At 69.3% G+C, this 24,250-nt stretch carries 26 protein-coding genes and 1 tRNA gene; 9 read left to right on the forward strand and 18 right to left on the reverse strand.

The genetic code is table 11. The features are described from left to right. Positions 1-71: 71 nt before the first annotated feature. From ACV7GQ_RS02920 to ACV7GQ_RS02960, 9 genes are all read right to left on the reverse strand, one after another. Positions 72-998 carry a 2-dehydropantoate 2-reductase gene (locus tag ACV7GQ_RS02920; protein ID WP_470312058.1) on the reverse strand — a complete coding sequence of 309 codons (927 nt, stop codon included), beginning with the start codon at positions 996-998 and terminating at the stop codon, positions 72-74. A gap of 42 nt (positions 999-1,040) precedes the next feature. Next, positions 1,041-1,490, reverse strand: coding sequence for a hypothetical protein (locus ACV7GQ_RS02925; RefSeq protein ID WP_470312059.1), 450 nt, complete (start codon positions 1,488-1,490; stop codon positions 1,041-1,043). Between the two features lie 65 nt (positions 1,491-1,555). Further along, positions 1,556-4,804 carry a carbamoyl-phosphate synthase large subunit gene (gene carB / locus ACV7GQ_RS02930; protein ID WP_470312060.1) on the reverse strand — a complete coding sequence of 1,083 codons (3,249 nt, stop codon included), beginning with the start codon at positions 4,802-4,804 and terminating at the stop codon, positions 1,556-1,558. A gap of 120 nt (positions 4,805-4,924) precedes the next feature. After that, positions 4,925-5,155: a hypothetical protein gene (locus ACV7GQ_RS02935; protein WP_470312061.1), complete on the reverse strand. Its 231-nt coding sequence runs from the start codon at positions 5,153-5,155 to the stop codon at positions 4,925-4,927. 96 nt (positions 5,156-5,251) lie between these two features. Continuing rightward, positions 5,252-6,016 (reverse strand): hypothetical protein, encoded by a 765-nt coding sequence (locus ACV7GQ_RS02940; RefSeq protein ID WP_470312062.1) that lies wholly within the window; start codon positions 6,014-6,016, stop codon positions 5,252-5,254. Between the two features lie 37 nt (positions 6,017-6,053). Beyond that, positions 6,054-6,590, reverse strand: a complete 537-nt coding sequence (locus tag ACV7GQ_RS02945) for a DUF5815 family protein (RefSeq protein ID WP_470312063.1) — start codon at positions 6,588-6,590, stop codon at positions 6,054-6,056. A gap of 75 nt (positions 6,591-6,665) precedes the next feature. After that, a complete protein-coding gene (locus ACV7GQ_RS02950; protein WP_470312064.1) occupies positions 6,666-7,082 on the reverse strand; it encodes a DUF7124 domain-containing protein in 417 nt (138 codons plus the stop codon). A 51-nt stretch (positions 7,083-7,133) separates the two neighbouring features. Then, positions 7,134-7,349: a hypothetical protein gene (locus tag ACV7GQ_RS02955; RefSeq protein WP_470312065.1), complete on the reverse strand. Its 216-nt coding sequence runs from the start codon at positions 7,347-7,349 to the stop codon at positions 7,134-7,136. Positions 7,350-7,397: 48 nt separating this feature from the next. Further along, positions 7,398-8,648 carry an NAD(P)/FAD-dependent oxidoreductase gene (locus tag ACV7GQ_RS02960; protein WP_470312066.1) on the reverse strand — a complete coding sequence of 417 codons (1,251 nt, stop codon included), beginning with the start codon at positions 8,646-8,648 and terminating at the stop codon, positions 7,398-7,400. Positions 8,649-8,778: 130 nt separating this feature from the next. On the opposite strand from ACV7GQ_RS02960, the gene ACV7GQ_RS02965 reads away from it, so the two are divergent. Next, positions 8,779-9,369 (forward strand): DUF6149 family protein, encoded by a 591-nt coding sequence (locus tag ACV7GQ_RS02965; RefSeq protein ID WP_470312067.1) that lies wholly within the window; start codon positions 8,779-8,781, stop codon positions 9,367-9,369. On the opposite strand, the gene ACV7GQ_RS02970 is transcribed toward ACV7GQ_RS02965, so the two are convergent. From ACV7GQ_RS02970 to ACV7GQ_RS02990, 5 genes are read right to left on the reverse strand one after another with little or no spacing between them, the layout of a single operon-like run. Next, on the reverse strand, positions 9,323-9,988 hold the full coding sequence (locus ACV7GQ_RS02970) for a hypothetical protein (RefSeq protein ID WP_470312068.1): 666 nt from the start codon (positions 9,986-9,988) through the stop codon (positions 9,323-9,325). The two genes, ACV7GQ_RS02965 and ACV7GQ_RS02970, sit on opposite strands and share 47 nt — an antisense overlap. A 52-nt stretch (positions 9,989-10,040) precedes the next feature. Further along, positions 10,041-10,691: a hypothetical protein gene (locus ACV7GQ_RS02975; RefSeq protein ID WP_470312069.1), complete on the reverse strand. Its 651-nt coding sequence runs from the start codon at positions 10,689-10,691 to the stop codon at positions 10,041-10,043. Between the two features lie 53 nt (positions 10,692-10,744). Continuing rightward, on the reverse strand, positions 10,745-10,933 hold the full coding sequence (locus ACV7GQ_RS02980) for a hypothetical protein (protein ID WP_470312070.1): 189 nt from the start codon (positions 10,931-10,933) through the stop codon (positions 10,745-10,747). Then, positions 10,930-12,279: an NAD(P)/FAD-dependent oxidoreductase gene (locus ACV7GQ_RS02985; RefSeq protein ID WP_470312071.1), complete on the reverse strand. Its 1,350-nt coding sequence runs from the start codon at positions 12,277-12,279 to the stop codon at positions 10,930-10,932. The genes ACV7GQ_RS02980 and ACV7GQ_RS02985 overlap by 4 nt, the downstream gene beginning before the upstream one ends. A gap of 11 nt (positions 12,280-12,290) precedes the next feature. Beyond that, positions 12,291-14,525, reverse strand: coding sequence for a sensor histidine kinase (locus ACV7GQ_RS02990; protein WP_470312072.1), 2,235 nt, complete (start codon positions 14,523-14,525; stop codon positions 12,291-12,293). Between the two features lie 130 nt (positions 14,526-14,655). On the opposite strand from ACV7GQ_RS02990, the gene ACV7GQ_RS02995 reads away from it, so the two are divergent. Further along, positions 14,656-15,531, forward strand: coding sequence for a homoserine kinase (locus tag ACV7GQ_RS02995; protein ID WP_470312073.1), 876 nt, complete (start codon positions 14,656-14,658; stop codon positions 15,529-15,531). Between the two features lies 1 nt (position 15,532). On the opposite strand, the gene ACV7GQ_RS03000 is transcribed toward ACV7GQ_RS02995, so the two are convergent. Continuing rightward, positions 15,533-15,748 (reverse strand): hypothetical protein, encoded by a 216-nt coding sequence (locus tag ACV7GQ_RS03000; protein ID WP_470312074.1) that lies wholly within the window; start codon positions 15,746-15,748, stop codon positions 15,533-15,535. Between the two features lie 107 nt (positions 15,749-15,855). Between ACV7GQ_RS03000 and ACV7GQ_RS03005 the strand changes: the two genes are divergently transcribed. After that, positions 15,856-16,680, forward strand: a complete 825-nt coding sequence (locus ACV7GQ_RS03005; RefSeq protein ID WP_470312075.1) for an NAD-dependent epimerase/dehydratase family protein — start codon at positions 15,856-15,858, stop codon at positions 16,678-16,680. A gap of 21 nt (positions 16,681-16,701) precedes the next feature. Here the strand turns inward: ACV7GQ_RS03005 and ACV7GQ_RS03010 are convergent, their stop codons facing one another. Beyond that, positions 16,702-17,154, reverse strand: coding sequence for a peroxiredoxin (locus tag ACV7GQ_RS03010; protein WP_470312076.1), 453 nt, complete (start codon positions 17,152-17,154; stop codon positions 16,702-16,704). Between the two features lie 120 nt (positions 17,155-17,274). On the opposite strand from ACV7GQ_RS03010, the gene ACV7GQ_RS03015 reads away from it, so the two are divergent. The 6 genes from ACV7GQ_RS03015 (at position 17,275) to ACV7GQ_RS03040 (ending at position 21,821) form a co-directional block, all read left to right on the forward strand. Further along, on the forward strand, positions 17,275-17,925 hold the full coding sequence (locus ACV7GQ_RS03015) for an adenylate kinase (protein WP_470312077.1): 651 nt from the start codon (positions 17,275-17,277) through the stop codon (positions 17,923-17,925). Between the two features lie 34 nt (positions 17,926-17,959). Beyond that, positions 17,960-18,853 carry a DUF106 domain-containing protein gene (locus ACV7GQ_RS03020; RefSeq protein WP_470312078.1) on the forward strand — a complete coding sequence of 298 codons (894 nt, stop codon included), beginning with the start codon at positions 17,960-17,962 and terminating at the stop codon, positions 18,851-18,853. Positions 18,854-18,923: 70 nt separating this feature from the next. After that, positions 18,924-19,502 (forward strand): (d)CMP kinase, encoded by a 579-nt coding sequence (gene cmk, locus ACV7GQ_RS03025; RefSeq protein WP_470312079.1) that lies wholly within the window; start codon positions 18,924-18,926, stop codon positions 19,500-19,502. Between the two features lie 3 nt (positions 19,503-19,505). Continuing rightward, on the forward strand, positions 19,506-20,396 hold the full coding sequence (locus tag ACV7GQ_RS03030; protein WP_470312080.1) for an RNA-guided pseudouridylation complex pseudouridine synthase subunit Cbf5: 891 nt from the start codon (positions 19,506-19,508) through the stop codon (positions 20,394-20,396). A 92-nt stretch (positions 20,397-20,488) separates the two neighbouring features. Beyond that, positions 20,489-21,679, forward strand: coding sequence for a carboxylate--amine ligase (locus tag ACV7GQ_RS03035; RefSeq protein WP_470312081.1), 1,191 nt, complete (start codon positions 20,489-20,491; stop codon positions 21,677-21,679). A gap of 71 nt (positions 21,680-21,750) precedes the next feature. Further along, positions 21,751-21,821: transfer RNA gene (locus tag ACV7GQ_RS03040), tRNA-Pro, on the forward strand. Between the two features lie 165 nt (positions 21,822-21,986). Here the strand turns inward: ACV7GQ_RS03040 and ACV7GQ_RS03045 are convergent. Beyond that, positions 21,987-22,229, reverse strand: coding sequence for a hypothetical protein (locus tag ACV7GQ_RS03045; RefSeq protein ID WP_470312082.1), 243 nt, complete (start codon positions 22,227-22,229; stop codon positions 21,987-21,989). 251 nt (positions 22,230-22,480) lie between these two features. After that, a complete protein-coding gene (gene ilvD / locus ACV7GQ_RS03050) occupies positions 22,481-24,211 on the reverse strand; it encodes a dihydroxy-acid dehydratase (RefSeq protein WP_470312083.1) in 1,731 nt (576 codons plus the stop codon). Between the last annotated feature and the right edge of the window lie 39 nt (positions 24,212-24,250).

Genomic DNA, 24,250 nt, shown 5'->3' on the forward strand with positions numbered 1-24,250 from the left:
TCGGAGGACGAACGGGGAGCGGAGCGGCCACACGGTTTCGAATATCGAAACCACCGGCCGCGCCACACGACTCAGTCGCCCGCGAACCGCTCGGCCCACGGCCGGAGGACGGCCGTGACGGCCTCGTTCATCGGGACCCGGACGTCGGTCCCCTCGGCGTGGCGGACGACGGCGGCGTTGAGCGCGTCGAGTTCCATCGCCTTCTCGTGGGTTAGATCGTAGTGCAGCGAGGAGTACGAGTCCGCGTCGAGGTCCCGCGCGAACGCGACCCACTCGTCGGCGGTGTCGTCGGGGAGCGCCACGTCGTTCGCACGCGCGACCGCACACACCTCCTCGATGACCCGGCGGTACATCCGCCACGACTCCTCGGTCTCGCGGATGTCGCCGACCGGGAGCCGGGTCGCCGCGGTCATCCCCGAGTGGGCGCAGATGAACGCGAACTTCCGCCACAGCTCGACGCGGATGTCCTCGGCGAGGACCGCCTCGACGCCCGCACAGGAGCGTAGGGCGTCGTCGAGGGCCTCGATGCGGTCGGTGCGCGCCCCGTCCAGTTCGCCGTAGACGAACCGCGCCGGCCCGCCGGTGTGTTCGACGACGCCCGGCTCGGCGATGGTCGAGAAGATGTAGGCGACGCCGCCGACGACGTGGGACTCGCCGACCGCCTCGGCGAGCCACCGCTCGTTGTCGACGCCGTTCTGGAAGGAGACGACGGCGGTGTCGTCCCCGAGGAGCGGTCCGAGGTCCGCCGCCGCTTCGCGCGTGTCGTGGGCCTTCACGCAGAACAGGACGTAGTCGACGGGGCCGATATCGGCCGGGTCGTCCGTCGCGGGCAGTTCGACAGCCGTGTCCCCGGCGACGCTCTCGACGGTGAGGCCGTCGGTCCGGAGCGCGTCCAGGTGGTCGCCGCGGGCCAACAGGTGGACCTCGTGACCGGCGTCGGCCAGTCTGGCGCCGAGGTAGCCGCCGACGCCGCCGGCGCCGAACACTGCGAAGCGCATGCCCGACACTAACGGGCCGCCACACCGTAGCTGTTTGGCCGCTCAGAGCCGGTCGCCCGGCACCCGGCGGCCGACCAGCCGCCAGTTGCGGACGCTCCAGTACCCCAGCCCCGAGGCGACGAGCGCCGCGGCGGCGAGGTAGACGAACAGGTCCGAGGAGACGACCAGCTCGGGGTTCTCGACGGCGTAGACGACGCCCTCGGTGCCCAGTGCGACCTGGAGGAACCCGACGACGCCGGCGACGCTCGCACCGACGAGGCCGCGCTGTCCTCGGTGACGGGACTCCTCGAGGACGACGAGCCCGGCGACGAACGTGACGGCGCCCGCGAGGACGTACAGCTGGAGCCGCGAGGACGCTCCGCCGGCCGCACCGGTGACCAGCGCCACCACGCCGACGAAGGCGGCGGTCAGCGCCAGCGTACACACCGCCACGAGACCCCCGGTGCGGAGCAGCACCGCCCGGTCGAGTCGCTGGCCTCTCGTCGTCGCCATCGGCGACTAGTTGGTAACTATCCCGGAAAAATACCGGTCAGACGGGCGTCAGACGGCCGGACGCCTCACTTGCCCCACTCGCGCGTGGTCTTGGGGCGCTCGTCGATGGCCTGCACCGCGAGGGGCTGGTCGTCGGAGTTGATGGCCTCCAGCGCCGCCTCGCCGCTCTCGATGGTCGAGAAGTAGGTGACCGTCTCCTCGACGCAGGCCTCCAGCACGTCGCGGTCCCGCGACACGACGAGGTCTATCTCGCCGTTCTGGATGGCCTCGACGACGGCCTCGGTGTCCTCGAAGTCGTCGAGGTCCTTCACGTCGAAGTGCTCCTCGAAGCCGAGGATGGGCAGGTCGACGATGGCCGTCCCGCCGAGCGGGATGGGCTTGCCGACGCACATCTGGGCCTTCTGGTAGGCCTTGCCGAACGAGCCGGCGGTGCCCATGACCTCGCCCGTCGACTTCATCTCGGGACCGAGACGCGGGTCCGACCCCGGCAGGCGGTCGAACGGCAGGACGACCTCCTTGACGGAGACCTGCTCGGGGATCTGCTCGTCGACGTCGAGGTCCGCGAGCGTGTGTCCCGCCATGACCTGCGCGGCGAGTTTGGCGATGGGGACGCCGGTGGTCTTCGAGATGAACGGCACCGTACGCGAGGAGCGCGGGTTCGCCTCCAGCACGTACACCTCGCCGTCACGCACCGCGAGTTGGACGTTCAGCAGGCCGACGGTGTCGAGCGCGTCGGCGATCTGTTCGGTGACCTCGCGGATGCGCGGCATGACGTCCTTGATCTCCTGGGAGCGGGGCGGAATCATACAGGCCGAGTCGCCGGAGTGGACGCCGGCGGTCTCGACGTGTTCCATCACGCCGCCGATGAGGACGTCCTCGCCGTCGGCGACGGCGTCGACGTCCAGTTCCACCGCGTCGGCGAGGAACTCGTCGACGAGGATGGGTTTGTCCGGGGAGACGCGGACGGCCTCCTCGATGTAGGTCTCGAGGTCGTCGTCGTTGTAGACGACGTCCATCGCGCGGCCGCCCAGCACGTACGAGGGGCGCACGAGGACGGGGTAGCCGATGTCGTGGGCCAGTTCGAGGGCCTCCTCCTTGCTGGTGGCCGTGCCACCCTCGGCCTGTGCGATGCCGAGGTCGTCCATCAGCTTGTTGAAGCGGTCGCGGTCCTCGGCGAGGTCCATCGCCTCGACAGAGGTGCCGAGAATCTCGCAGTCGAGGCCGCGGCGGTCGAGCTCGGCCTCGAGCGGTTCGCCGATGTCGACGGAGGTCTGGCCGCCGAACTGGACCATCACGCCGTCGGCGCCGGTGGACTCGACCACGTCGGCGACCTCCTCGGCCGTGACCGGCTCGAAGAACAGGCCGTCGGAGGTGTCGTAGTCGGTCGACACCGTCTCGGGGTTGTTGTTGACGACGTGGGCGTCGATGCCCATGTCCTCCAGCGCGCGGACCGCGTGGACCGAACAGTAGTCGAACTCGACGCCCTGTCCGATGCGGATGGGGCCGCCGCCGACCACGACGACGCTCTCGACGTCGGGGTCGACCTGCAGTTCGTTGCGGTCGATGCCCGAGATGGGGTCACGCGTCGAGTAGTAGTACGGCGTCGTCGCCTCGAACTCGCCGGCGCAGGTGTCGACCAGTTTGTAGTCGCGGTGGGTCGTCTCGTCCTCGACGGTCTCGACGGTCACGCCGGACCCGTCCGTCGCGGCCTCGACCTCGGCCTCGTCGCCGCCGTCGGGGTCGAGGCTGGCCGGGAGCCACGAGACGTGGGTGTCGTTGAACTCGCCGCCGGCGAGCGCGGTAATCTCCTGGTCGGTGAAGCCGGCCTGTGCGGCCGTCTCGTAGTCGCCGTCCATCGCGGCCTCGGCGGCGTCGGCGACCGTCTCGAACCGCTCGACGTACCACTCGTGGATGTCGGTCAGCTCGACGACGTCCTCGACCGTGTAGCCGCGCGTGAACGCCTCGAAGATGGCGTACGGGCGGTCGGGGCTCGGGCGTTCGAGGTACTCCGACTCGAGTTCGTCGTCGTCGACCTCGTCGAAGTCGACGGCGGGGTTGTACTCGGAGGAGCGCAGGGCCTTCAGGAGGCTCTCGGGGAAGGTCCGGCCGATGGACATCGCCTCGCCCGTCGACTTCATGGCCGTCGACAGCTCGAACTCCGTGTCCCGGAACTTGTCGATGGGCCAGCGGGGCACCTTCGTCACGACGTAGTCGATGGCCGGTTCGAAGGCGGCGGTCGTCTCGCCGGTGATCTCGTTGTCGATTTCGTGGAGGCGCTTGCCGAGTGCGACCTTCGCGGTGACGCGGGCGATGGGGTAGCCGGTCGCCTTCGAGGCCAGCGCCGACGAGCGGGAGACGCGCGGGTTCACCTCGACGACGCGGTACTCGCCGCCGGGCGTGCCGTCGTCGCGCCAGGCGTGCTGGATGTTACACCCGCCCTCGATGCCGAGTTCGCGGATGACCTTCAGCGCGGAGTCGCGCATCTCCTGGTGGCCCTCGTCCGGGATGACCTGCGAGGGCGTGACGACCGTGGACTCCCCGGTGTGGATGCCCATCGGGTCGATGTTCTCCATGTTGCAGATGATGATACACGAGTCGTCGGCGTCGCGCATCACCTCGTACTCCAGTTCGACCCACCCGGAGATGGACTCCGTGATCAGGACCTCGCTGTTGCGGGAGAGGCGCAGGCCCTTGCGGACGCGTTCGAGGAGCTCGTCGAACTCGTCGACGACGCCGGACCCGGAGCCACCCAGCGTGTACGTCGTGCGTGCGATGACCGGGAGGCCGCCGACCTCGTCGACGGCGTCCTGGACGCGCTGTTCGAGTGCCTCCTCGTCGAAGTCCGTGACCGACTCGTCCTCGTCCAGCGAGATGGTCGTCGAGGCCGGGACCGGTTCGCCGATGTCCTCCATGCGCTGGCGGAACAGGTCGCGGTCCTCCGTCGCGTAGATGGTGTCGAGCGGCGTGCCCATCACGTCGACGTCGTACTCCTCTAAGACGCCCTCCTCTGCGAGTTCGGCCGTGACGTTGAGGCCGGTCTGGCCGCCGAGGCCGGCGATGACGCCGTCGGGGTCCTCCTTCCGGATGATCTCGCTGATGGCCTCGGTGTTGATGGGTTCGAGGTACACCTTGTCGGCCATCTCCGGGTCGGTCATGATGGTCGCCGGGTTGGAGTTGACCAGTACCACGCGGGCACCCTCTTCCTGGAGGGCCCGACAGGCCTGCGCGCCGGAGTAGTCGAACTCGGCCGCCTGTCCGATCTTGATGGGGCCGCTCCCGATGAGCAGTATCGTACGGTCTTCGTCCTCTGTCATTACCCGAATCGAACCCACACATCGTAATAAGCCCGGCGAAAAGGTACGAGTCTCGAAGTCCGATTTCGAATATCGTAATGCGACAGCCTCACACGGGGGCCGTTGACACCCGGCCCCGGTTCAGTTGCCGCGCTCGTCGACCCGGTAGCGGTACGGTTGGCCCTCGATGACCTCGACCTCGCCGGTCTGTGCCCGGCGACCGAGCACCGTCGCGACGCGGTGGGCGCTGCCGAAGTCCTCGTCGTGTTCCTCCAGCAGGTCGAGGATCTCGCGGGCCGTCAGCGGGCCGTCGGCGTCGGCGTCGTCGAGCACCGAGGTGATGCGCTCGAACTCGCCGTGGCGGATGGCCATAGAGACACACTATACCCCAAACACCATATAACACCGTCAGACAGGCGTCAGACGGCCGTTTAGCGAAAACCGCAGGACGGCGGGGCGGCCTCTCTGTCAGCCACTGTCATACGGCGTCGTCGTCGCCGTCCCACGCCGCGTCTCCTCGGGCCACCGCTCGCGGACCCACGCCGGCCGCGCCACCGTCGTCGTCCCGACGTCGGTGTACCGGAACCGGTGGTGGGCAGTCGCGTTCCGCTCCGTGTTGCGGTAGCTGACGACGAACGACCGGACGAACCCCGAGGGCGCGACCACGGCGCGGACGACGTACCGGTCGACCCGTTCGAAGCCGTCCGGAGCCCGCCGGACGACGAGTTCGTAGCCGTCGGGGCGGCGCTCGATGGCGGCGGGCCCCGCCGGGAGGAAACTCCGCACGAGACGGCCGGTGACGTGGCCGAACCGGTCGTGTGCGGGCACGGACTGACCGCGGACGAACTTCACACCGAGCGGTCGCCGGTAGCGGTCGTAGCGGGCGGCGCCGTCGACGAACGTCCGGTCGCTGTAGCCGCCGCCCCGCTGCTCGCTCCGGTAGTGGTACCGGCGTTCGCTCTCGACCGCCAGTCGGGTCCGCCCGTCGCGGGCACCCACCGTCCACCGGAGGGCGAGGGTGTAGGAGCGACCGTACAGCGCACGCCGATGGGCGCGTGCGAGGGCGTCGGGACTCGCGACGGTGTCGTTCGTCAGACCCGGGACGGCGGCGGGGCCGGTCGGTTCCGCCGGGACCGGGGCGGGCGTCACCGTCTCCGGCCGGTCGGCGGCGGTGAAGCCGCTACACCCGGCCACGACGAACGCGACGGCGACGGCTATCGCCCGCCAGCGCATACGGGTCACTCGGACTGCACGCAGGAAACGGTAGCGCTCAGATGGCCGTGTCGTGCCGGTCGTCGAAGTTCCGCTGGGCGCGGTACTGGTCGACGAACTGCTCGACGTCGAACTCCAGCATCTGGGACTCGAACTCGGCCATCACGGCGTCGTCCTCGGCGTGGCTGACGGCGTGTTCCATCAGTTCGACGAGCAGCTCGACGACGATCTCGTGGAGGCGGCGGGAGTCGAAGTCGGTGACCCACGCCAGCGAGAACCCGACGGCCCCGTCCTCGGCGGCGTCGGCGACGGCGACCTTCTCGGGGAACTCCTCGATGACGACGCCCATGAGGTGGGCCATGGTGAACTCGTCGTGGTCGTCGGCCGGTTCGATGGTCTCGGTGAGTACCGTCTCCAGGAACTCCGGGACGAAGCGGGCCAGTGGGTGGGCGTCGAGGACGACGGCGTGGCTCGCGCCACACGCGCAGTCGTACTCGCGGATCCCCATGTGCAGGTCCTCGTGGGTGTCGATGACCTCGCCACAGGCGAGTTCGAGTTCGGACTCGCGTCCGCCGGGCACACGCGGTTCTGCCATTGTCCGTTGTAGGACACTCCCGGGGTTAAACTCCGCGATACGGGGCGTGGCGTCAGAACGCGGCGTCGGCGGGGCTCAGGGCCAGTCGTCGCGCTCGTCGTCCTCGTTGGTCGTGGCGGCGGGAGCTTCGGGTTCGCCGAGTTCCCAGTCGGCCGCCTCCGCGGCCTGTTCCACCGGGAGGAACTCCCACCCGGCCGTCTCGGCGAGTTCGGCGGCCGCCTCGTCGGTCCCGACGAAGACGTGCCGGTCCGTGTCGAACTGCTCTTTGACGTTGACGAGGCTCTCCTCGCGGCCCCGCGGCCCCGAGAAGAAGTCCTGTCGGATCCGGTGTTTCCGCGTGAAGTTCGTCACGACGTACGTGGGCTGGTCGGAGATGACGCCGACGTACTCGGACCACTGGCGCGCGTCGTTGAAGACGCTGTCCGGGTACGCCAGTTCCTTCAGGGCGTCGAGGTCGAACGCGAGGGTCATGTCGCCGCTGCCGCCGTCCATGCGGGCTACTCCGCTACGGGCGAAAAAAAGGGCGTCGTTCTCACGCGCGGGCTACCGCCGGTGCCGGTCCGCGTCCGACAGCGTCTCGGCCTGCTCCCGTATCTCGCGCATCTCGCGTGCGGCGGTCTGTCCGCTCTCGCCGTGGCTCCGGTTGACCGAGGCGTCCAGTCGGGACCCCGCGAAGCCGTCGTCGCCGACCGCGTCGTCGTCTCGTCCGTCGCCCCCACCGAAGAGGTGACGGAGACGCTGGAGGGCTGCTCGAAGCACGACCGGCGATTGGGGACGAAGCAGCGAAAAACCGGGGGTCGTCGCGGGTTACTCGGCGGGCGCGGCGGTCTGGGCCTTCACTTCCTCGAGGTCGACCTCCTTCTCCAGCAGGAGCTCCTTCTTCTCCGCGACCTGTCGCTCCTCGCGGATGAGCTTCTTGAACTTCGACTGCTGGGAGAGGTCGCCTATGAGCACGCCACCGACGAGCTGGCCGTTCTCGAAGGCGAGGCGGCGCCACTCGCTGTCGGAGTACTTCCGCTCGGCCTCGTCGTCCCCGCGGGTCGGGTGGCCGAAGGAGAGGAACGGGAAGTCGAAGTGGGTGATGGAGTACGAGGAGACCCAGCGGAAGGCGTCTGCCTCGTCGTCGGCGACCATGTTCGTGCCGGCGACCGAGCCCTGCTCCTTCGCGGAGCCCCACGCGCCGTTCTGGGCCTGCGCGTCGAGGATGGTGTCGTGGAACTGGGTGATGTCCCCGGCCGCGTAGACGTCCTCGACGTTGGTCTGCATGTACTCGTCGACGACGATGCCGTCGTCGAGGTCGACGCCGGAGCCGGCGAGGAACTCCGTGTTGAAGTCGAGGCCGATGGCGACGCCGGCCCACTCGCCGTCGTACTCCTCACCGTTCGGGTCGACCGCACCAGTGACGTGGCCGTCGTCGTCGACGGTGAAGTGGTCGACGCCGGAGTCGAAGACGGGTTCGACGCCGTTCTCGCGGAGCGCCTCGTGGATGATTTCGGCGCCGTCCTCCGAGAGCGCGTAGCGCCACCAGCGGTTGCCGCGCATGAGGTACTTCGCGTCGATGCCCTGTGCGGCACAGACGGCGGCGAGGTCGATGCCGAGCAGCCCGGCGCCGACGATGATGCCCTGGTCGGCCTCCTCGGCGTGCTCGGCGATGCCGCGGGCGTCCTGGAACGTCCAGAAGTGGTGGATGCCGTCGGCGTCGCTGTTCTCGACGGGGACCTGTGCGGGCGTCCCGCCCGTCGCCACGAGGAGCTTGTCGTACTCGTAGGTGGTCCCGCTGTGGGTGTTGACCTCGTGGGCGTCGGGGTCGATGTCGGTCACGTGCGTGTTGAGGTGGAGGTCGATGTCCCGCTCCTCGTACCACTCGGGCTCGTGGATGGAGATGGGGGCCTCGGGGAGCTTCCCCTTCGCGAACTCCTTGATGAGGATACGGTTGTACAGGGCCTCGCCCTCGTCGGTGATGACGGTGACGTCTGCGTCTGGGTCGTCCTCGCGGATGGTCTCGGCCGCGGACGCTCCCGCGATTCCGTCTCCGATTATCACGTGCGACGTGCTCATGTTCGGTGGGTAGGAAATCGGGCTTAATGTGGATTGCTATCTCCGTATCGACCGTGATACCGGGACCGAACCCGCCGAAATCCCGCGATAGTCGGGGCATTGAAGACGTTTGCGTCCCAAGCGATGGCTGATGAAACTCCGTCAGAACGTCAAGCACTTCGCGGCCAAGCAGGCGCTGACGCTCCCGGTGGTCGGGGACAAGGTCAACGACCGCCTGGTCGACCTCCACACGAACGTGTTCGCCGACAAGGCCGACCCGGACCGGGCGGACGAGCGCCGGCCCCACCTCGACGACTTCTTCGACGCGACGATGAACACCTACGTCGCGGCGCTCGAGGCGGGCTATCCGGAGGCGGAGGCCCGCGAGATAACCCACGTGCAGGCCAACTTCGACTTCTACAACCACGGCTGGACCGAGATGATGGAGTTCCCCAGCGACGAACTCGAAGTGCACTACGAGCGATACGACGAGTTCTTCGAGCGCTACGACATCACCATCGACGACCCGCTCGGGAAGTTCCGACCGGCCGACGGCGTCGCGGAGGCCCCGTCGACGCCGGAGAAACTCGACGACCCGGAACACCCACACGCCGAGGGTGGGTTCGCCGACGACGCCTACGTCGAACTCGACAGCGGCGAGGTCGTCGTCGGCGGCCAGGCGGAACCGGCCGACGTCAGTCCGTCGGAGGCACCCGGCGTCGACGACGAGACGACCGGCTGAGACGCTCCTTGCGGCGGTCGGTCCACCGCTGTCGCAGCTCGAACGCCGCCAGCGGCGCCACCAGCCTGCCGTCCTCGTGGTACCCCGCGACGGCGAACACGTGACGGCCGTTCGTGCTGTCGACGACCACGTCGTGTGCGCCGGCCGCTGTCTCCCGCGTCCCGTTCAGTCCGACCCGCCAGACGAACCGCTCGCCCGTCGAGACGGTCAGCGAGTCGTCGCGCGCTCCGGCGGCGACGACGTGCCAGCCGTCCGGGTCCCGGCGGGCCAGCGTCCACCAGTCCCGCCCCGTCTCGAACGGGACGGGGGACCGGTTCCGGAGCGTGACCGACAGGCGCTTGCCGACCTCTCGGAGCGTGTCGACCCGGAACAGGTCGACGGACGCGGTGAGCCGGACGGCGGGCCCCTCGCCGTCGGGTGTCCCCGGACAGACGTACTCGTCGGCGTCGGCGGGGAGCCGCGGACACCGGTGCTGGTCGGGCGTCGTCGCACTCGCGGCGGGACGGTCGGCGGTCGGTACCGGCGCGGCCGTCCGGACGGCGCTGTCGCGCGTCGTCGAGCAGCCGGCGAGCGCTCCGAGTGCCGCACCGACGGCGGCGAGCAGGTGACGACGGCGCATACGGCCTCGACGGCGGGCACGGCAAAGAGTTCGGCGGCCGGCGGGACCGACCTCAGGGCGTCCCACCCGATAGGCCGGCCGTCCTCGCCTGTTCGTCGGTGACGACGTCGAACAGACCGACGCACTCGCTGTGGAGTCCCGACCCGCCCTCGACCGTCTGGACCACGAACGCGTGTCGGCCGGGAGCGACGCGCGCGTCGACGGGTTCGAGCCGCTCGCCGGTGGTCGCGCCGCCGAGCACCCAGTCGAACCGCTCGCCGGGGCTGAGCCACACCAGCCGCGAGTCGGCGGACGCGGTCGCCGTCTGGGTCCACCCGTCCTCGCCCGTCGCTCGCATCACGTACCAGCTCCTGGCGAACACCGAGAGGTCCTCGAAGCCCCGCCACCGCAGCGTGAAACGCAGTGGGGCGGTCGGCGCGCCATCGGTGAGTGTGACGACGGGACGACTGGGCCTGAGGCGGAGTGCGGACGCCCCCGTCGCGACGTGGCCACAGACGCTCTGGTCGGTGCGGTCGTCGAACGTCGGACACGGTTCGCCGTCGAACCTCGCCGCCGGGGGTTCGGCCGTGGCTGTCGTCGCGACGCGGTCGGCGGTCGGGACCGGTGCGGGCGTCCGCGTCGGGCGCTCCCGACCGGTGCCCGGACAGCCGGCGAGGGTCCCGAGCGCGCCGGCGACGCCGGCGAGCAACTGACGGCGACGCATACCTGTCCGTGAACGCCCGTGACAAAGAGTGCAGCGGCGGAGCGACCCGCCGGCTACCCCTGTTCGGTCGTCCGCCCGGACCCGCCGACCGGTATCGCCGTCTCCACGCGGGCGAGCGCGACGAACTCCGTGCGTCCCTCCGGTGCGTCCGTCGCGCCGTCGGCGAGCTGGTAGCCACCGGTGACGCTGAGGGCGTACACGCCCGGCGACAGCGAGAGGTCAGTGGCCGCCTCGTGGCTCACTCGGCAGTCGGTGTCACGCGGTCGGTCTCGGCCCCTCCGCGGCCGTCGATGCGGTCGGCGCACTCGTAGCCGGCGACGACGCCGCCGTTGAGCGACCGCTCGGGGTACTGCGCTCTCGAGGCCATCCCGGCGTAGTAGACGCCATCGGCCACCGCGTCCCCGAGGTCGTAGGGGACGACCATGTCGACGTACCCGCGCTCGTATATCGGTGCGGTGCGGGGGTTGCGCGCGGTGCGGACCCAGTTGACCGACTCGCGGTCGAACTCGGGGAACAGGTCCTCGATGCCCGAGAGCCACGTCTCGCGCACCTCCTCGTCGTCCTGCTGCCAGACGTCCTCCTCAGGGGACTGGATGTAGCGGGCGACGTACAGCAGGTGTTCGCCGCCGTAGCGCTCGCGGGGGACGAAGTTGGTGTGCTCGATGAGCGCGCCGAACGGGGCCTCGTCGGCGATGTTGAGCCAGTAGGTGTCCATCAGCGACTCGTCCATGCTGACGACCGAGCACACCGTCCCCTGGAAGTCGATGTCACAGGGGTAGCCGGTGAGGTCCTCGAGGACGTCCGGCATCGTCGCGACGACGACGCTGTCCACGTCGTGGGTCGTCGCCTCGCCGTCGCGCTCGGCGGTGAGACCCGTCACCACCCCGTCGGCGGTGTCGATGTCCGTCACGCGCGTGCCGGTCTCGATGTTCCCGCGGCCGACGGCGTCGACGAGGGCGTCCAGCAGGCGGCCGAACCCGCCGTCGAGGTAGCCCAGCACCTCGCCCTTCAGGATGTCTCGCTCGCCGCGGAACTTGATGCGGCCCAGCAGCCACGCCGCGCTCACGTCGTCCTTCCGGTCGCCGAACTTCGCGTCCAGCAGCGGCTCGAAGAACGTCTCGTAGACGTTCTGCGTGGTGTGTTCGCGGGCGAACTGCTCGACGGGGACGTCCTCGAAGTCAGACAGCTCCTCGTAGGTGTCGAAGGATGGGACGCCGCCGCGCACGTCGACGTCTAGCGTGAGCATCCCCAGCCTGAACTTGTCGTAGAGGCTCCAGTGGGGGAACGAGAGAATCTCCCACGGCTTGTCCATCGGGTGGACGACGCCGTCGACGTAGTAGGCGTTCTTCCCGATGCGCCACTCGACGTCGTCGCCGAGCCCCAGCTCAGCGGCGAGTTCGACGATGGTCTCCTCGGACTTCGAGAGGTGGTGGTAGAACTTCTCGATGGGGTCCCCGGCCGTCTCGTACACCGCGGCCAGCCCGCCCAGGTCGTCGCTGGCCTCGAACACGCGGACCTCGTGGCCGCGTTGCTGGAGGCGGTACGCCGCAGAGAGCCCCGCGATGCCGCCGCCGACGACGCCTATCATACGCGGGGGTATCAGTCGTCGCGGGATTTACTTTGTGCTTCGACCGCCGGGTCGTCGGTGTACACCACGCCCGTCCGCGTCGGCGCCGACGTGCGCTGGGGCGAGGTCCGCCGGAACTCGAGGACGGCGACGGTCCCGGTCGGGTCGTTGTCCTCGAACCAGACGTTCCCGCCGTAGAGGTCCATCATCACGGAGACGAAGTAGAGGCCGAACCCGTCGCCCGTCTGGTTCGGCGTGAGCGTGCGCTCGAACATCGTCGCCTTCAGGTCGTCGGAGATACCCCGCCCGTCGTCGGCGACCCTGAGCTGCACCCAGTCGCCCGCCTGCTGGGTCGTGATCGTGACGTGTGGTGTCCCGTCGTTGTGCTCGACGGCGTTCTCGAGGACGCTCAGCAACACCTCGTCGACGAGCCCGTTCGCCAGCACGCGCTCGTCGCCGACGTCGACGCCGATGGTGGCGTCGGGCCACTCCTCGCTGACCGTCCGGGCCACCTGCCGGAGCTGCTCGCCGAGCTCGACCACCTCCAGCCGCTCGCTCTCGCTGGCGGTCACCGTCTCGTTGATGTCGCGGATCGTCTCGCTCGTCGCCGCGAGCTCCTCACACCACGTCGTGACGCTGTCGAGGTGTCGTCGCTGGTCCTCGGGGACGTGGTCGCGGAGGTGCTCCGAGCGGCCGCGTATCACCAGCAGGCCGTTCCGGAGCGAGTGTCTGAGCACGCCGTTGAAGAACTCTATCTGCTCGTTGCGTCGCTTGACTGCGGTGCGACTCTCGCGGAGCTCTCGCTCCCGTTCGACCTGGTCGAGTGCGACCTGCGTGGTCCGGGCGAGTATCTCGGCGTACTGGCGGTCCTCCGGCGCGTACTGCTCGCCTTCGGAGGCGATGGCGAGGACGCCGTGGTCCCCGAGCGGGACCATCAGCGCCGTCTCGAGGGGGCCGACCCCGTCCCCGTCGAACGACGCGATACGGCGCTCGCCGCTGTCGTAGGTCTGCCAGAGGTTGTCCTCGGGCATCTCCTCCGGGTCGACGTACAGCAGGTCGTCGTCGACGTACGTCTCGACGGCGTCGCTGACGGCGGTCGGTTCGAGGTGCCCGAGCTCGTTACAGAGGAAGACGCCGGCGGCGTTCTGGTCGAGCACGCGCGTCGCGAAGTCGACGGTCAACCGCGCCACCGTCTCCGGTTGGCTCGCCTCGATGAACTGCTGGGTGGCGGTCTGGAGCGCCTCGAGACGGTCCTGCCGGCGCTGTTGGCCGGTCACGTCCCGGAGCAGGACGAGTCGACCGCGGACCGTCCCGTGCTGGTCCGTGATGTCTCTCGTCTGCGGGGCGAAGTAGGCCGACCCGTGGCCCACCGTGAGGAGACGCCCGCGGTCCACGTCGTCGAGGAGGCCCGGGGCGACGTCGTCGACGTGTGCTCCCTCGATGTCGTCGCCGTCGGCTATCGCGTCGGCGGCGGCCGGGTTGTAGTCGATGACGACGCCCTCACAATCCAGGACGAGGACGGGGTCGGGGAGTTCGTCGACCAGCAGGTCCCCGGCCAGCGGTGCGACCGAGAGGAAGTCGTACCGGAACAGTGCGAGGCCGACGAACAGCCCGTTCAGCGCGAGCGTGAGCGGTGCGACGTTGATGCCCGGATGCGGCGTCACGCCGAAGACGAACAGGAAGTGAGCACACCCCGTCAGTACCCCGGCGCCGAGCACCACGAACGTCTGCTTGCGGTGGAGGTTCCGGGACCTGAGCAGGAACTCCCCGAGCAGGCCGTACGCGGCGACGATGAGGAGCAGCGAGGCGACCGTCTGTGCGGTGTACACCGGTCCCGTCTGCCCGACGAAGAAGGTCCGTCCGGCGACGGTCGAGAGAGTCGCGTCGGCGACGACGAGGCCGTGGAGCGGGTTCGTCAGCGCCAGCAGCGCGTACGTCGACGGGAGGAGGAACAGCACGCCGAGGCGGGGGGCCGTAATCCGCGCCCTGTGGCCCGTGTATATCAGTGCGAACAGGAGCCAGAGGCCGACCATCAGGCCGGAGATGACCCGGATCGCGAGGAACAGTGCCGTCGCGACGGCGGGGTCGGTGGTGACGACCCACGCGGCCTCGAGGAAACACCAGCCGGCTGCCGCGACCATCAGCCACCCGAACGGGACGGCGCCGGCCACCGAGCGGTTGCGCCAGGCGCCGCCGGCGAGACCCGCACTGACGACTCCGCCGACGAGGCTCCCCAGCGCCACGACGGTCTCTACCTCGACCTCCATCCCCTTTCTACCGGTAGGACCCGACTCCGTGGTTTATGCCTTGGGTCTGCGTTCTCAATCCTGAAAGCCGACTGCGGCGTCGCTGTGGCGGTCCGCTACCTTTTTGACCACACTGGAAAAATTCGCAGGCATGCTGACCGTCCGGGCACCGGCCACGAGCGCGAACCTCGGCAGTGGCTTCGACGTGTTCGGCGTCGCGCTGGAGCGGCCCGCGGACGTCGTTCGCCTCACGAAGGCCGACCGGACGACCATCGACGTGACCGGTGCCGGGAGCCAGTTCATCCCGGAGGACCCGGAGAAGAACACCGTCGGCGCCGTCGCCGAGGCGCTGGAGGCCCCCGCACACATCGAGATAGACAAGGGCGTCCGCCCGGCGTCGGGGCTCGGGTCGTCGGCCGCCAGCGCCGCCGCGGCGGCCGTCGGCCTCAACGAACTGTACGACCGGGGCTACTCCCGGGAGGAGCTGGTCCCCATCGCCGCGAAGGGCGAGGCGGTCGTCTCCGGCGACGCCCACGACGACAACGTCGCGCCCTCCATCATGGGCGGGTTCACCATCGCCACGGAGTCGGGCGTGCGGCAGGTGGACGCCTCGATACCGCTCGTCGCCTGCCTCCCCGACATCGTCGTCTCGACCCGTGACGCCCGGCGGGTCGTTCCGGAACGCGCCCGCGTCGACCAACTGGTCGAGACCGTCGGCAACGCCGCGACGCTGACGACGGGGATGCACCGGGACGACCCGACCCTCGTCGGCGAGGGGATGCACGACACCGTCGTCACGCCAGCGCGAGCGAAGCTCATCGACGGCTACGAGTCCGTCAGGGAGGCCGCGCTCGAGGCCGGCGCCACCGGCGTCACCATCTCGGGGGCCGGCCCGACGGTCATCGCCGCCTGCGAGGACGCCGACCAGCGGGCCATCGCGAGCGCCATGCTCGACACCTTCGGCGACCGGGGCATCGACGCGCGGGCCTACCAGACCCGCATCGGCCGCGGCGCACAGGTGTTCTGAGCTACAGGAGTCCGAGATCGCGCTCCGTCGGCGTCTCCTCGACGGCCGTCCCGCAGTCCGGACACCGCTCCATCTCGTCGACGATGAACGTCTTCTCGCAGTCGGGGCACGTCCAGAGGGACGTCCCGGCGTCGTCGCGTGGTTCGTTCCGCCCTCTGGCACCGCGTCCGGGACCACCGACGAGCGACTTGAGCCGCTCGCTGAGTTTTTGACCCATTGACATGTACACGGGGGACTGTCGATAAATGTGTTTTGGCCAACCCTTCGGCGTGCCGTCGTCCCCCTCGGCAGAGCACCTATACGCCGGCCGTGTGGACCCGGTGTATGGACGTCCTCCTCACGGGCGCGAACGGCACCGTCGGGACAGCAATCACCGACCACCTCTCCGACCGCTACGACTTCACGCGGCTCGACGTCGACGCCGGCGAACGGACGGACGTCGTCGCCGACGTGCGCGACTACGACGAGATACGGCCTCACTTCGACGGGCAGGACGCGGTGGTCCACCTCGCACTGACGCCCGGTACCGGCGGGCCCGACGACCGCTCGCTCGGGTGGTCCGAACCGCTGGCGGACAACCTCGAAGGCATCCACAACGTCACCGAGGCGGCCGTCGACGCCGACCTCGACAGCCTCGTGTTCGCCTCGTCGAACCACGCCGTCGGGATGGTGGAGGTGCGCAACGCGCCCGACGTCTACCACGACACCGGCGTCCGCGCGGGCCACGACGAACCCCACCGGCCCGACTCCCGGTACGGACTCACCAAGAGCTACGGCGAGGACGTGGGGCGACTGGCGGCCGAAGCCCACGGGATTCGGTTCTACGGGCTCCGCATCGGCGCGGTGCGGGACCCGCCGTACGACCACCCCTACGGCGACGCCGAACGCGGCGTCGAGGAGGGTCGCTGGGAGCGCGGGAGCGACGCCTACGCGGAACAGGTCGCCCGGATGAAGGGGCTCTGGCAGTCCCGCCGGGACTGCGCGCAGCTGGTCGCGTGCTGTCTCGACGACGAGAGCGTCGAGTGGGACCACTTCTACGGCGTCAGTGCGAACGAGCGCCGCTGGCTCGACGACCTCGCGTACGCCCGGGCGACCGTCGGCTACGACCCACAGGACGACGGCGAGGCGTGGGACGGGCCGCCGGCGTAGCGGGCGCCGTCGTCGCGTCGGTTACCCGCCCTGGACGTACGCGTTGCGCGTGTCGGTCAGCACTTCCTCCGCGTGGCCCGACGGGTCCGCCATCGCCGGGTCGTACACCGCCTTGACCTCGCCGTCGGCCAGCACGAACGTCCGACGGTCGGTCCGCCCCGAACTGGTGTCGAGGCCGAACGCCTCCGCGACCGTCCCGTCGGGGTCGGCCAGCAGGTCGTAGAGGATGCCCTCCTCCTCGGCGAACTCGTCGTGGGTCTCGACGTCGTCCATCGAGACGCCGTAGACGGTGATGCCGCCCTCGCGGAACTGCGGGAGCGCGTCCTGGAACTCCCGCGCCTCGATGGTACACCCGCCGGTGAAGTCCTCTGGGTAGAAGTAGACGACCGTCGGGGACTCGAACGCCGGTCTCACCGTCTCGCCGTACTGGTTCTGTGCGCTCACGTCGGGTGCAGGGTCGCCTGCTTCGAGCATACCGGCACCTGGTGGGCCGCGGCTTTACGGATTTGGGTCGGGGCAGACGGGGGTCCCGCCGTCGGTCCGGCCCAGTCGCGTTTGGACAACCATTTAACGAGCGCGGGAGAACCGGCGTCCATGTCGAACCCACGACTCCTGATTCTCGGACCGCCGGGAGCCGGCAAAGGCACACAGAGCGCCAACCTCGCCGACGCCTACGGCGTCGAGCACGTCACGACGGGGGACGCCCTGCGAGCCAACAAGGACATGGACATCAGCGACATGGACACCGAGTACGACACGCCGCGGGAGTACATGGAGGCCGGCGACCTCGTCCCGGACGCCGTCGTCAACGCCATCGTCGAGGAGGCGCTCTCGCAGGCCGACGGGTTCGTACTCGACGGCTACCCCCGGAACCTCGAGCAGGCCGAGGAACTCGAGGGGATGACCGACCTCGACGTAATCCTCTCGCTGGACGTCTCCCGCGAGGAACTCGTCGACCGGCTGACCGGCCGCCGGGTGTGTGACGACTGCGGCGCGAACTACCACGTCGAGTTCAACCAACCCGAGGAAGCAGGCGTCTGTGACGAGTGTGGCGGCGAACTCATCCAGCGCGAGGACGACAACGAGGAGTCGGTGCGGAACCGACTCGACGTCTTCGACGAGAACACGGCGCCGGTCATCGCCCACTACGAGGACCACGACGGCTTCGTCGCCATCGACGGCGAGCAGACGCCCGATGAGGTCTGGGCGGACATCGAGAGCGCGGTCGACGCACACGCAGAATAAACGTTGATAAGTCGTCACTGCTGAACACAGTACAATGGCACGCACCGCGCCGAAGGTAGAACGACTCGCCGACGAGGGCGAAGCAATGACCGACGCACTCGCAGAGGTCCTCTCCGTCGCCGAGGAGAAAGGTACCGTCACGTGGAGTGACGTCAGCGACGACATCACCAGCGGCGAGTGGGGGCGACTCATCGAGTCGGGCCTGCTCGTCGACGCCGACGGCCAGGGGTTCGTCGTCGACGACCCGGAGGGCGTCCGCGAGGCCCTCGAAGAGTCCGACGCCGCTCCCGAGGACGACGAGGACGACAGCGGCTGGAGCACGTGGGACAAACTGGCCGGGCTCGCGACGCTCGGTCTGTTCGCGGGCTACTCGCTCAACTCCGTCCGCGACGCCATCGGCGGCGTCATCGACGTCGCGCTGGGACCGCTCGCGGAGGTCGTCCCCTTCTACGTGGTCATCCTCGTCCTGGCCGTGTTCACCGGCTCGACGTCCTCGATTCTGCAGGACCAACTGATGGACATGTCCGGCATGGGCGACCATCAGGAGAAGATGCAGGACCTCAAGGAACGCCGCGAGGCCGCGAAGGAGCGCGGCGACGACGAGGCACTGGACCGCCTCGAAGAGGAGCAGATGGAACTCATGACCGACCAGATGGGCATGTTCAAGAAGCAGTTCCGCCCGATGGTCTGGATAATGCTCATCAACATCCCCATCTTCCTGTGGCTCTACTGGATGGTGTTCGGCACCGGGATGTCGCTGGAGCCACCCGTCGTCACGTTCCCGATACTCGGGGAGGTCAACTCGTGGCGGGAGGGCGCCGCCGGGCCGCTCCAGGCGTGGATCCTCTGGTACTTCCTGTGCTCGCTCTCGTTCACCCAGATAATCCGAAAGGCGCTGAACGTCGAGACGACGCCGACCGGCACCTGACCCGTCCGCGACGGGTCGCGGTGCGGTTCGAAGACACAACTCCTTTTATCGCCACCCGCGGAGGGTGACTATGTTGATTACCGTCTCTGGCCCCGCTGGCAGCGGGAAGAGCACGCTCGCGAAGAGTCTGGCCGACGCGCTGGACTACGACCACGTCAGCGGCGGCGACATCTTCCGCTCGCTGGCCGAGGAACGGGGCATGACGCCGCTGGAACTGAACAAGGCCGCCGAGGAGGACGACCAGATAGACCGCGACCTCGACCGACGGCTCCGGGACATCGCCGCCGAACGGGACGACCTCGTCCTCGAGTCCCGCCTCGCCGGGTGGATGGCCGGGGAGTACGCCGACATCAAGCTCTGGCTCACCGCGCCGCTGGACGTCCGGGCGGACCGCATCGCACAGCGGGAGAACAAGCCCTTCGAACAGGCCCGCACGGAGACCAAAGAGCGCGGCGACAGCGAGGCCCAGCGCTACAACGACTACTACGACATCGACTTCGACGACCTCTCCATCTACGACCTCTCGGTGAACACCGCCCGCTGGGACCCGCAGGGCGTCCTGAGCGTCTCGCTGCACGCCATCGACTCCTACCGACCCGACGGCGACGAGGGGAAGGCTCCCGTCGAAGGCATCCGCTACGAGTTCTGAGCCATGCCGCTCCGCGACCCACCTGACGACCGCGACGTCGACGCCCTGCTCGCCTTCGGCGTCGTCAACCTCGACAAGCCCCCCGGCCCGTCGGCCCACCAGGTCGCCGCGTGGGTCCGGGACGCCACCGGCCAGTCTCGGGTGGCCCACGGCGGCACGCTCGACCCGAAGGTGACCGGCTGTCTGCCGATTCTGCTGGGGGACGCCGCCCGCGCGGCCCGGGTGTTCGACGACGCCGTCAAGGAGTACGTCGCCGTCCTCGAACTGCACGACCGCGCCCCAGCCGACTTCGAGTCGGTCGTCGCCGAGTTCGAGGGCGACGTGTACCAGAAACCGCCGCGGAAGAGCGCCGTGAAGCGACAGCTGCGGACCCGCAGAATCCACGACCTCGACGTCCTCGAACGCGAGGAGCGTCGGGCGCTCCTCCGCGTGCGCTGTGCGTCGGGGACCTACATCCGCAAACTCTGTCACGACCTCGGACTGGCGCTGGGGACGGGCGCGCACATGGGGGACCTGCGCCGGACCGCCACGGGCACCTTCGACGATGCCGACCTGGAGACGATGCACGACCTGGTGGACGCGCTCGCGTTCGCCGAGGACGGGGACGAGACACCCCTCCGCGAGGTCGTCGAACCAGCGGAACGCGCTCTCATCGCGCTCCCGCGCGTGACAGTCGCCCCCAGCGCCGCGCGGGCCGTCGCCGACGGGGCGCCGGTGTACGCCCCCGGCGTCGTGGAGGTCGGCCCCGCGAGGGTCGGTGGCGCGACGCCGGACGAGGGTGCGCTGGTCGCGTGCTACACGCCCGACGGCGCGGCCGTCTGTCTCGGGACGCTGGTCGGCGACCCCGCGGCCGAGCGCGGGACCGTCGTCGAACTCGAACGCGTCCTGGTCTGAGCGGCGATAAGTGAGTCTTACCTGCGGTAACGGGGAGGGACCGGCCCGGTAATTTCCGCGTTACCTACTGCCCGCTCTCGTCCTAGAGACCGATGGGAGCGCAGACGGGAGACACAGCAGTCGTCATCGGGAACGGGTCGCCGGGAAGTATCGCTGCCGTCCGCTCGCTCGGGCGGCGCGGCGTCGACACCGTCGTCGCGTCTGACCACACCCTCCCGCCGAGCGCCCGGTCGCGGTACTGCGACGAGTTCGTCCCGCTGCCGACGCCGGCGGACCCCGACGCGTACGCGTCGGCGCTCCTCTCGCTGGCGCGCCGACCCGACGTGCGAGCCATCCTGCCCGGCCGGGAACAGGACGCGTTCGTCCTCGCGACCCACCGCGACGCGTTCGCCGAGCACGTGGCACCGCTCTGGCCGTCGTTCGAGACGGTCCGCGAGGCGCACGACCGACTGGCGCTGTTCGCGACGGCGGCGTCGGCCGACGTCCCCATCGCGGCCACCGAACCGCTGGATGCAGTCACTGACTGGACCGACGAGCGTATCGTCAAGTCGCGCTACGCGCTCCTGACGGACACGTACGACCGAGCGATCCCCTCGAGCGACCTGCACAAGCCGCCCTCGACGGTGTACCTCGAACCGGGCCAGACGCCCGACCGGCAGGCGCTCGTCGAACGGATGGAACACGTCCCCGTCACGCAGTCGTACGTCCGGGGGACGGAGTTCTCCTTCCGGGCGCTGTACGACCACGGCGACCCGGTGATGACCAGCCAGATACGCCAGCACCGCGGGTTCAAGTACACCGGCGGTGCCAGCGTCTACCGGGAGTCCGTCTTCGACCCGCGTCTCGAACGCGCCGGCCGCGCGCTCCTTGACGCGCTCGACTGGCACGGCCCCGCAGAGGTGGAGTTCCGCCGCCCGACGGACGGCGACGAGTACCTGCTCATGGAGGTCAACCCGCGGCTCTGGGCCTCGCTGTCCTGTGACGTCCGCGCCGGCGCCGACTACCCGTGGGCCATCTGGCGGCTCGCCGGCGGCGACCCGGTGCCCCAGACCACCGACTACCGGACCGGCGTCGGGACCCACCTACTCCGCGGCGAGGCGTCCTACCTGTACAGCCTCGTGACCTACGACTGTCCGCTGGTGGACCCGCCCGAGCTCGGGACCGCACTCCGGGACCTCGTCGCGTCGTTCGGTCGCCACCCGGACTGTGACTACCTCTGGCCGTCGGACCTGGGACCGTTCCTCCGCGACTGCCGTCTCGCGGTCCAGTCGCACCTCCCGTGACCGCGGCACACCCCACCACGGCGGGGCCGAAGCGAAGCCCTTAATTAAAGCACACTCGTCTGCCCGAGTGCGGGACCGTGGGGTAGCGGTATCCTCTGCCGATGGGGTCGGTAGGACCTGAGTTCGAATCTCGGCGGTCCCACTCCAACTTATACGACGGCGGCACCACGTCCGCTGTCTCGCTCGTCAGTTCCGTAGCGCCAGCCGTGCGGGGCAGACGCACAGGACTTCACAGCACGGACCACTACGGTTTCACTCGCTCGGCGTCGGGCCACGACTCGCGTCGGGGGTCGCTCGAAACCGGCGTTCAGTTCCGGGTCAGTTGAATCAGGCCCTGTTTCAGCGCCGCTTCGAACCGTTCGTCCAGCGGCATCGTCTCCCAGTCGTCGGGCAGCTCCTCGGCGGGCAGCGACTCCAGCGAGTCGACGAGCGAGCGGTGGAGAAAGCGGCCGTTCCGCCCGCACTCGTCACAGGTCCGGATGATCGACCGGATCTGGAACGGGCGGGTGACCGTCGTTTGGCAGTTCGAGCAGACGTACGTCTCGGACACGACACGGGATTGGACCTCCACTTATTCGTGTGTTGTGACTCGCGGTCCGGTCGCTCGTCGCCTCAGTCCCACTTCGCGCCGGGGTTGGTCACGGCGCCGTTGGCCGCCGACCCGAACTCACGGTCGTCCACCTTTTTCGTCGTTGGGTGCGCTCACGGTGTTCGCGCACCGCGCCTCGAAAAACGTGGGCGAAAACGACGGGACGCTCACTCAGTTCGCGTCCCGTGGAATCGGTCCGGTCGCTCGTCGCCTCAGTCCCACTTCGCGCCGGGGTTGGTCACGGCGCCGTTGGCCGCCGACCCGAAGTCGCGGTGGTACTTCGCCAGCACGCCGTTCGTGTAGTTCGGTTCGGGGGCGTCGCGGTCGTCGAGGCGGCGCTGTATCTCCTCGTCGGAGAGGTCGATGGACAGTTCGTGGTCGTCGATGTCGATGGTGATGGTGTCGCCGTCTTCCAGCGCGGCGATGGGGCCGCCGACGAAGGCCTCGGGGGCGACGTGGCCGATGGAGAAGCCACGCGTCGCGCCGGAGAAGCGGCCGTCGGTCAGCAGCGCCACGTCCTCGGAGTGGCCCTGTCCCGCGACGGCGCTCGTGACGCCCAGCATCTCGCGCATCCCGGGGCCGCCCTGTGGCCCCTCGTTGCGGATGACGATGGCGTCGCCGCTCTCGACGTTGCCCTCCTGGACGTACTCCATGGCGCCGGACTCCTCCTCGAAGACGCGGACCGGCCCCTCGTGGTGGAGGTGGTCCTCGCCGGTGATCTTGATGACCGCGCCGTCGGGCGCGAGGTTGCCCGAGAGGATGCGGATGGCGCCGCGCTCGTGGATGGGGTCGTCGACGGGGTGCAGGAAGTCCACGTCGAGGGCCTCGATGCTCGGCGGCGAGAGGTCGGCGAGTTCCTCGGCCATCGTGTTGCCGGTGACGGTCAGTGCGTCGCCGTGGAGCAGGTCCGCCTCCAGCAGCGCGTTCAGGACGACGGGGACGCCGCCGACCTCGTGGAGGTCGTTCATCACGCGCTCGCCGCCGGGCTGGAGGTCCGCTATCTTCGGCGTCCGGGCGCTGATGTCGTTGAACGTCTCGATCTCGAGGTCGACGCCCGCCTCGGCCGCGAGCGCCAGCAGGTGGAGGACGGCGTTGGTCGACCCGCCGACGGCGACCTGCAGGGCGATGGCGTTCTCGAAGCTCTCGATGGTGAGGAAGTCCGAGGGCTTCCGGTCGTTCTCGACGACGTCCAGGACCAGTTCGCCGCTCTCGCGGGCCACGTCGTAGCGGGACTCGTGCTCGGCCGGCGGGGAGGCGCTGCCCAGCGGCGCGAACCCGAGCGCCTCTGAGATGGAGGCCATCGTGTTCGCGGTGAACATCCCGCCACAGGAGCCGGCCCCGGGACAGGCCTGCCGCTCCATCTCGTCGAGTTCGTCCTCGGTCATCTCGCCGTCGGCGACGGCGCCGACGCCCTCGAAGACGTTCTGGATGGTTATCTCGCGGCCGTCGTGCTCGCCGGGCATGATGGACCCGCCGTAGAGGAAGACGCTCGGCAGGTCCGTCCGGATGGAGGCCATCATCATCCCGGGCATGTTCTTGTCGCAGCCGCCGATGGTGACGAGACCGTCCATCCGCTCGCCGAAGGAGACCAGCTCGACGGAGTCGGCGATGACCTCCCGAGAGATGAGCGAGGCCTTCATCCCCTCGGTCCCCATCGAGATGGCGTCCGAGATGGTGATGGTACCGAACTCGATTGGCATCCCGCCGGCGGCGTCGATGCCCTCGTAGGCGGCGTCGGCCACGTCGTCCAGGTGGACGTTACACGGCGTGATGTCGGCGGCGGGGTTGGCGACGCCGACCATCGGCGAGGCGAGGTCCTCGTCGTCGTACCCCATCGCGCGGAACATCGCCCGGTGTGGCGCCCGTTCGGTGCCCTCGGTGACTTCGTTCGACCGGAGGTCCGGGTCCTTCTCCGAACGCTCGCGGCGTTCCTGCTGGCTCATACTCCGAGGAAAGCCGCGGGTGGTCTTAAGCACCGTGAC

It is taken from the genome of Haloarcula sp. MBLA0163, assembly GCF_055632435.1.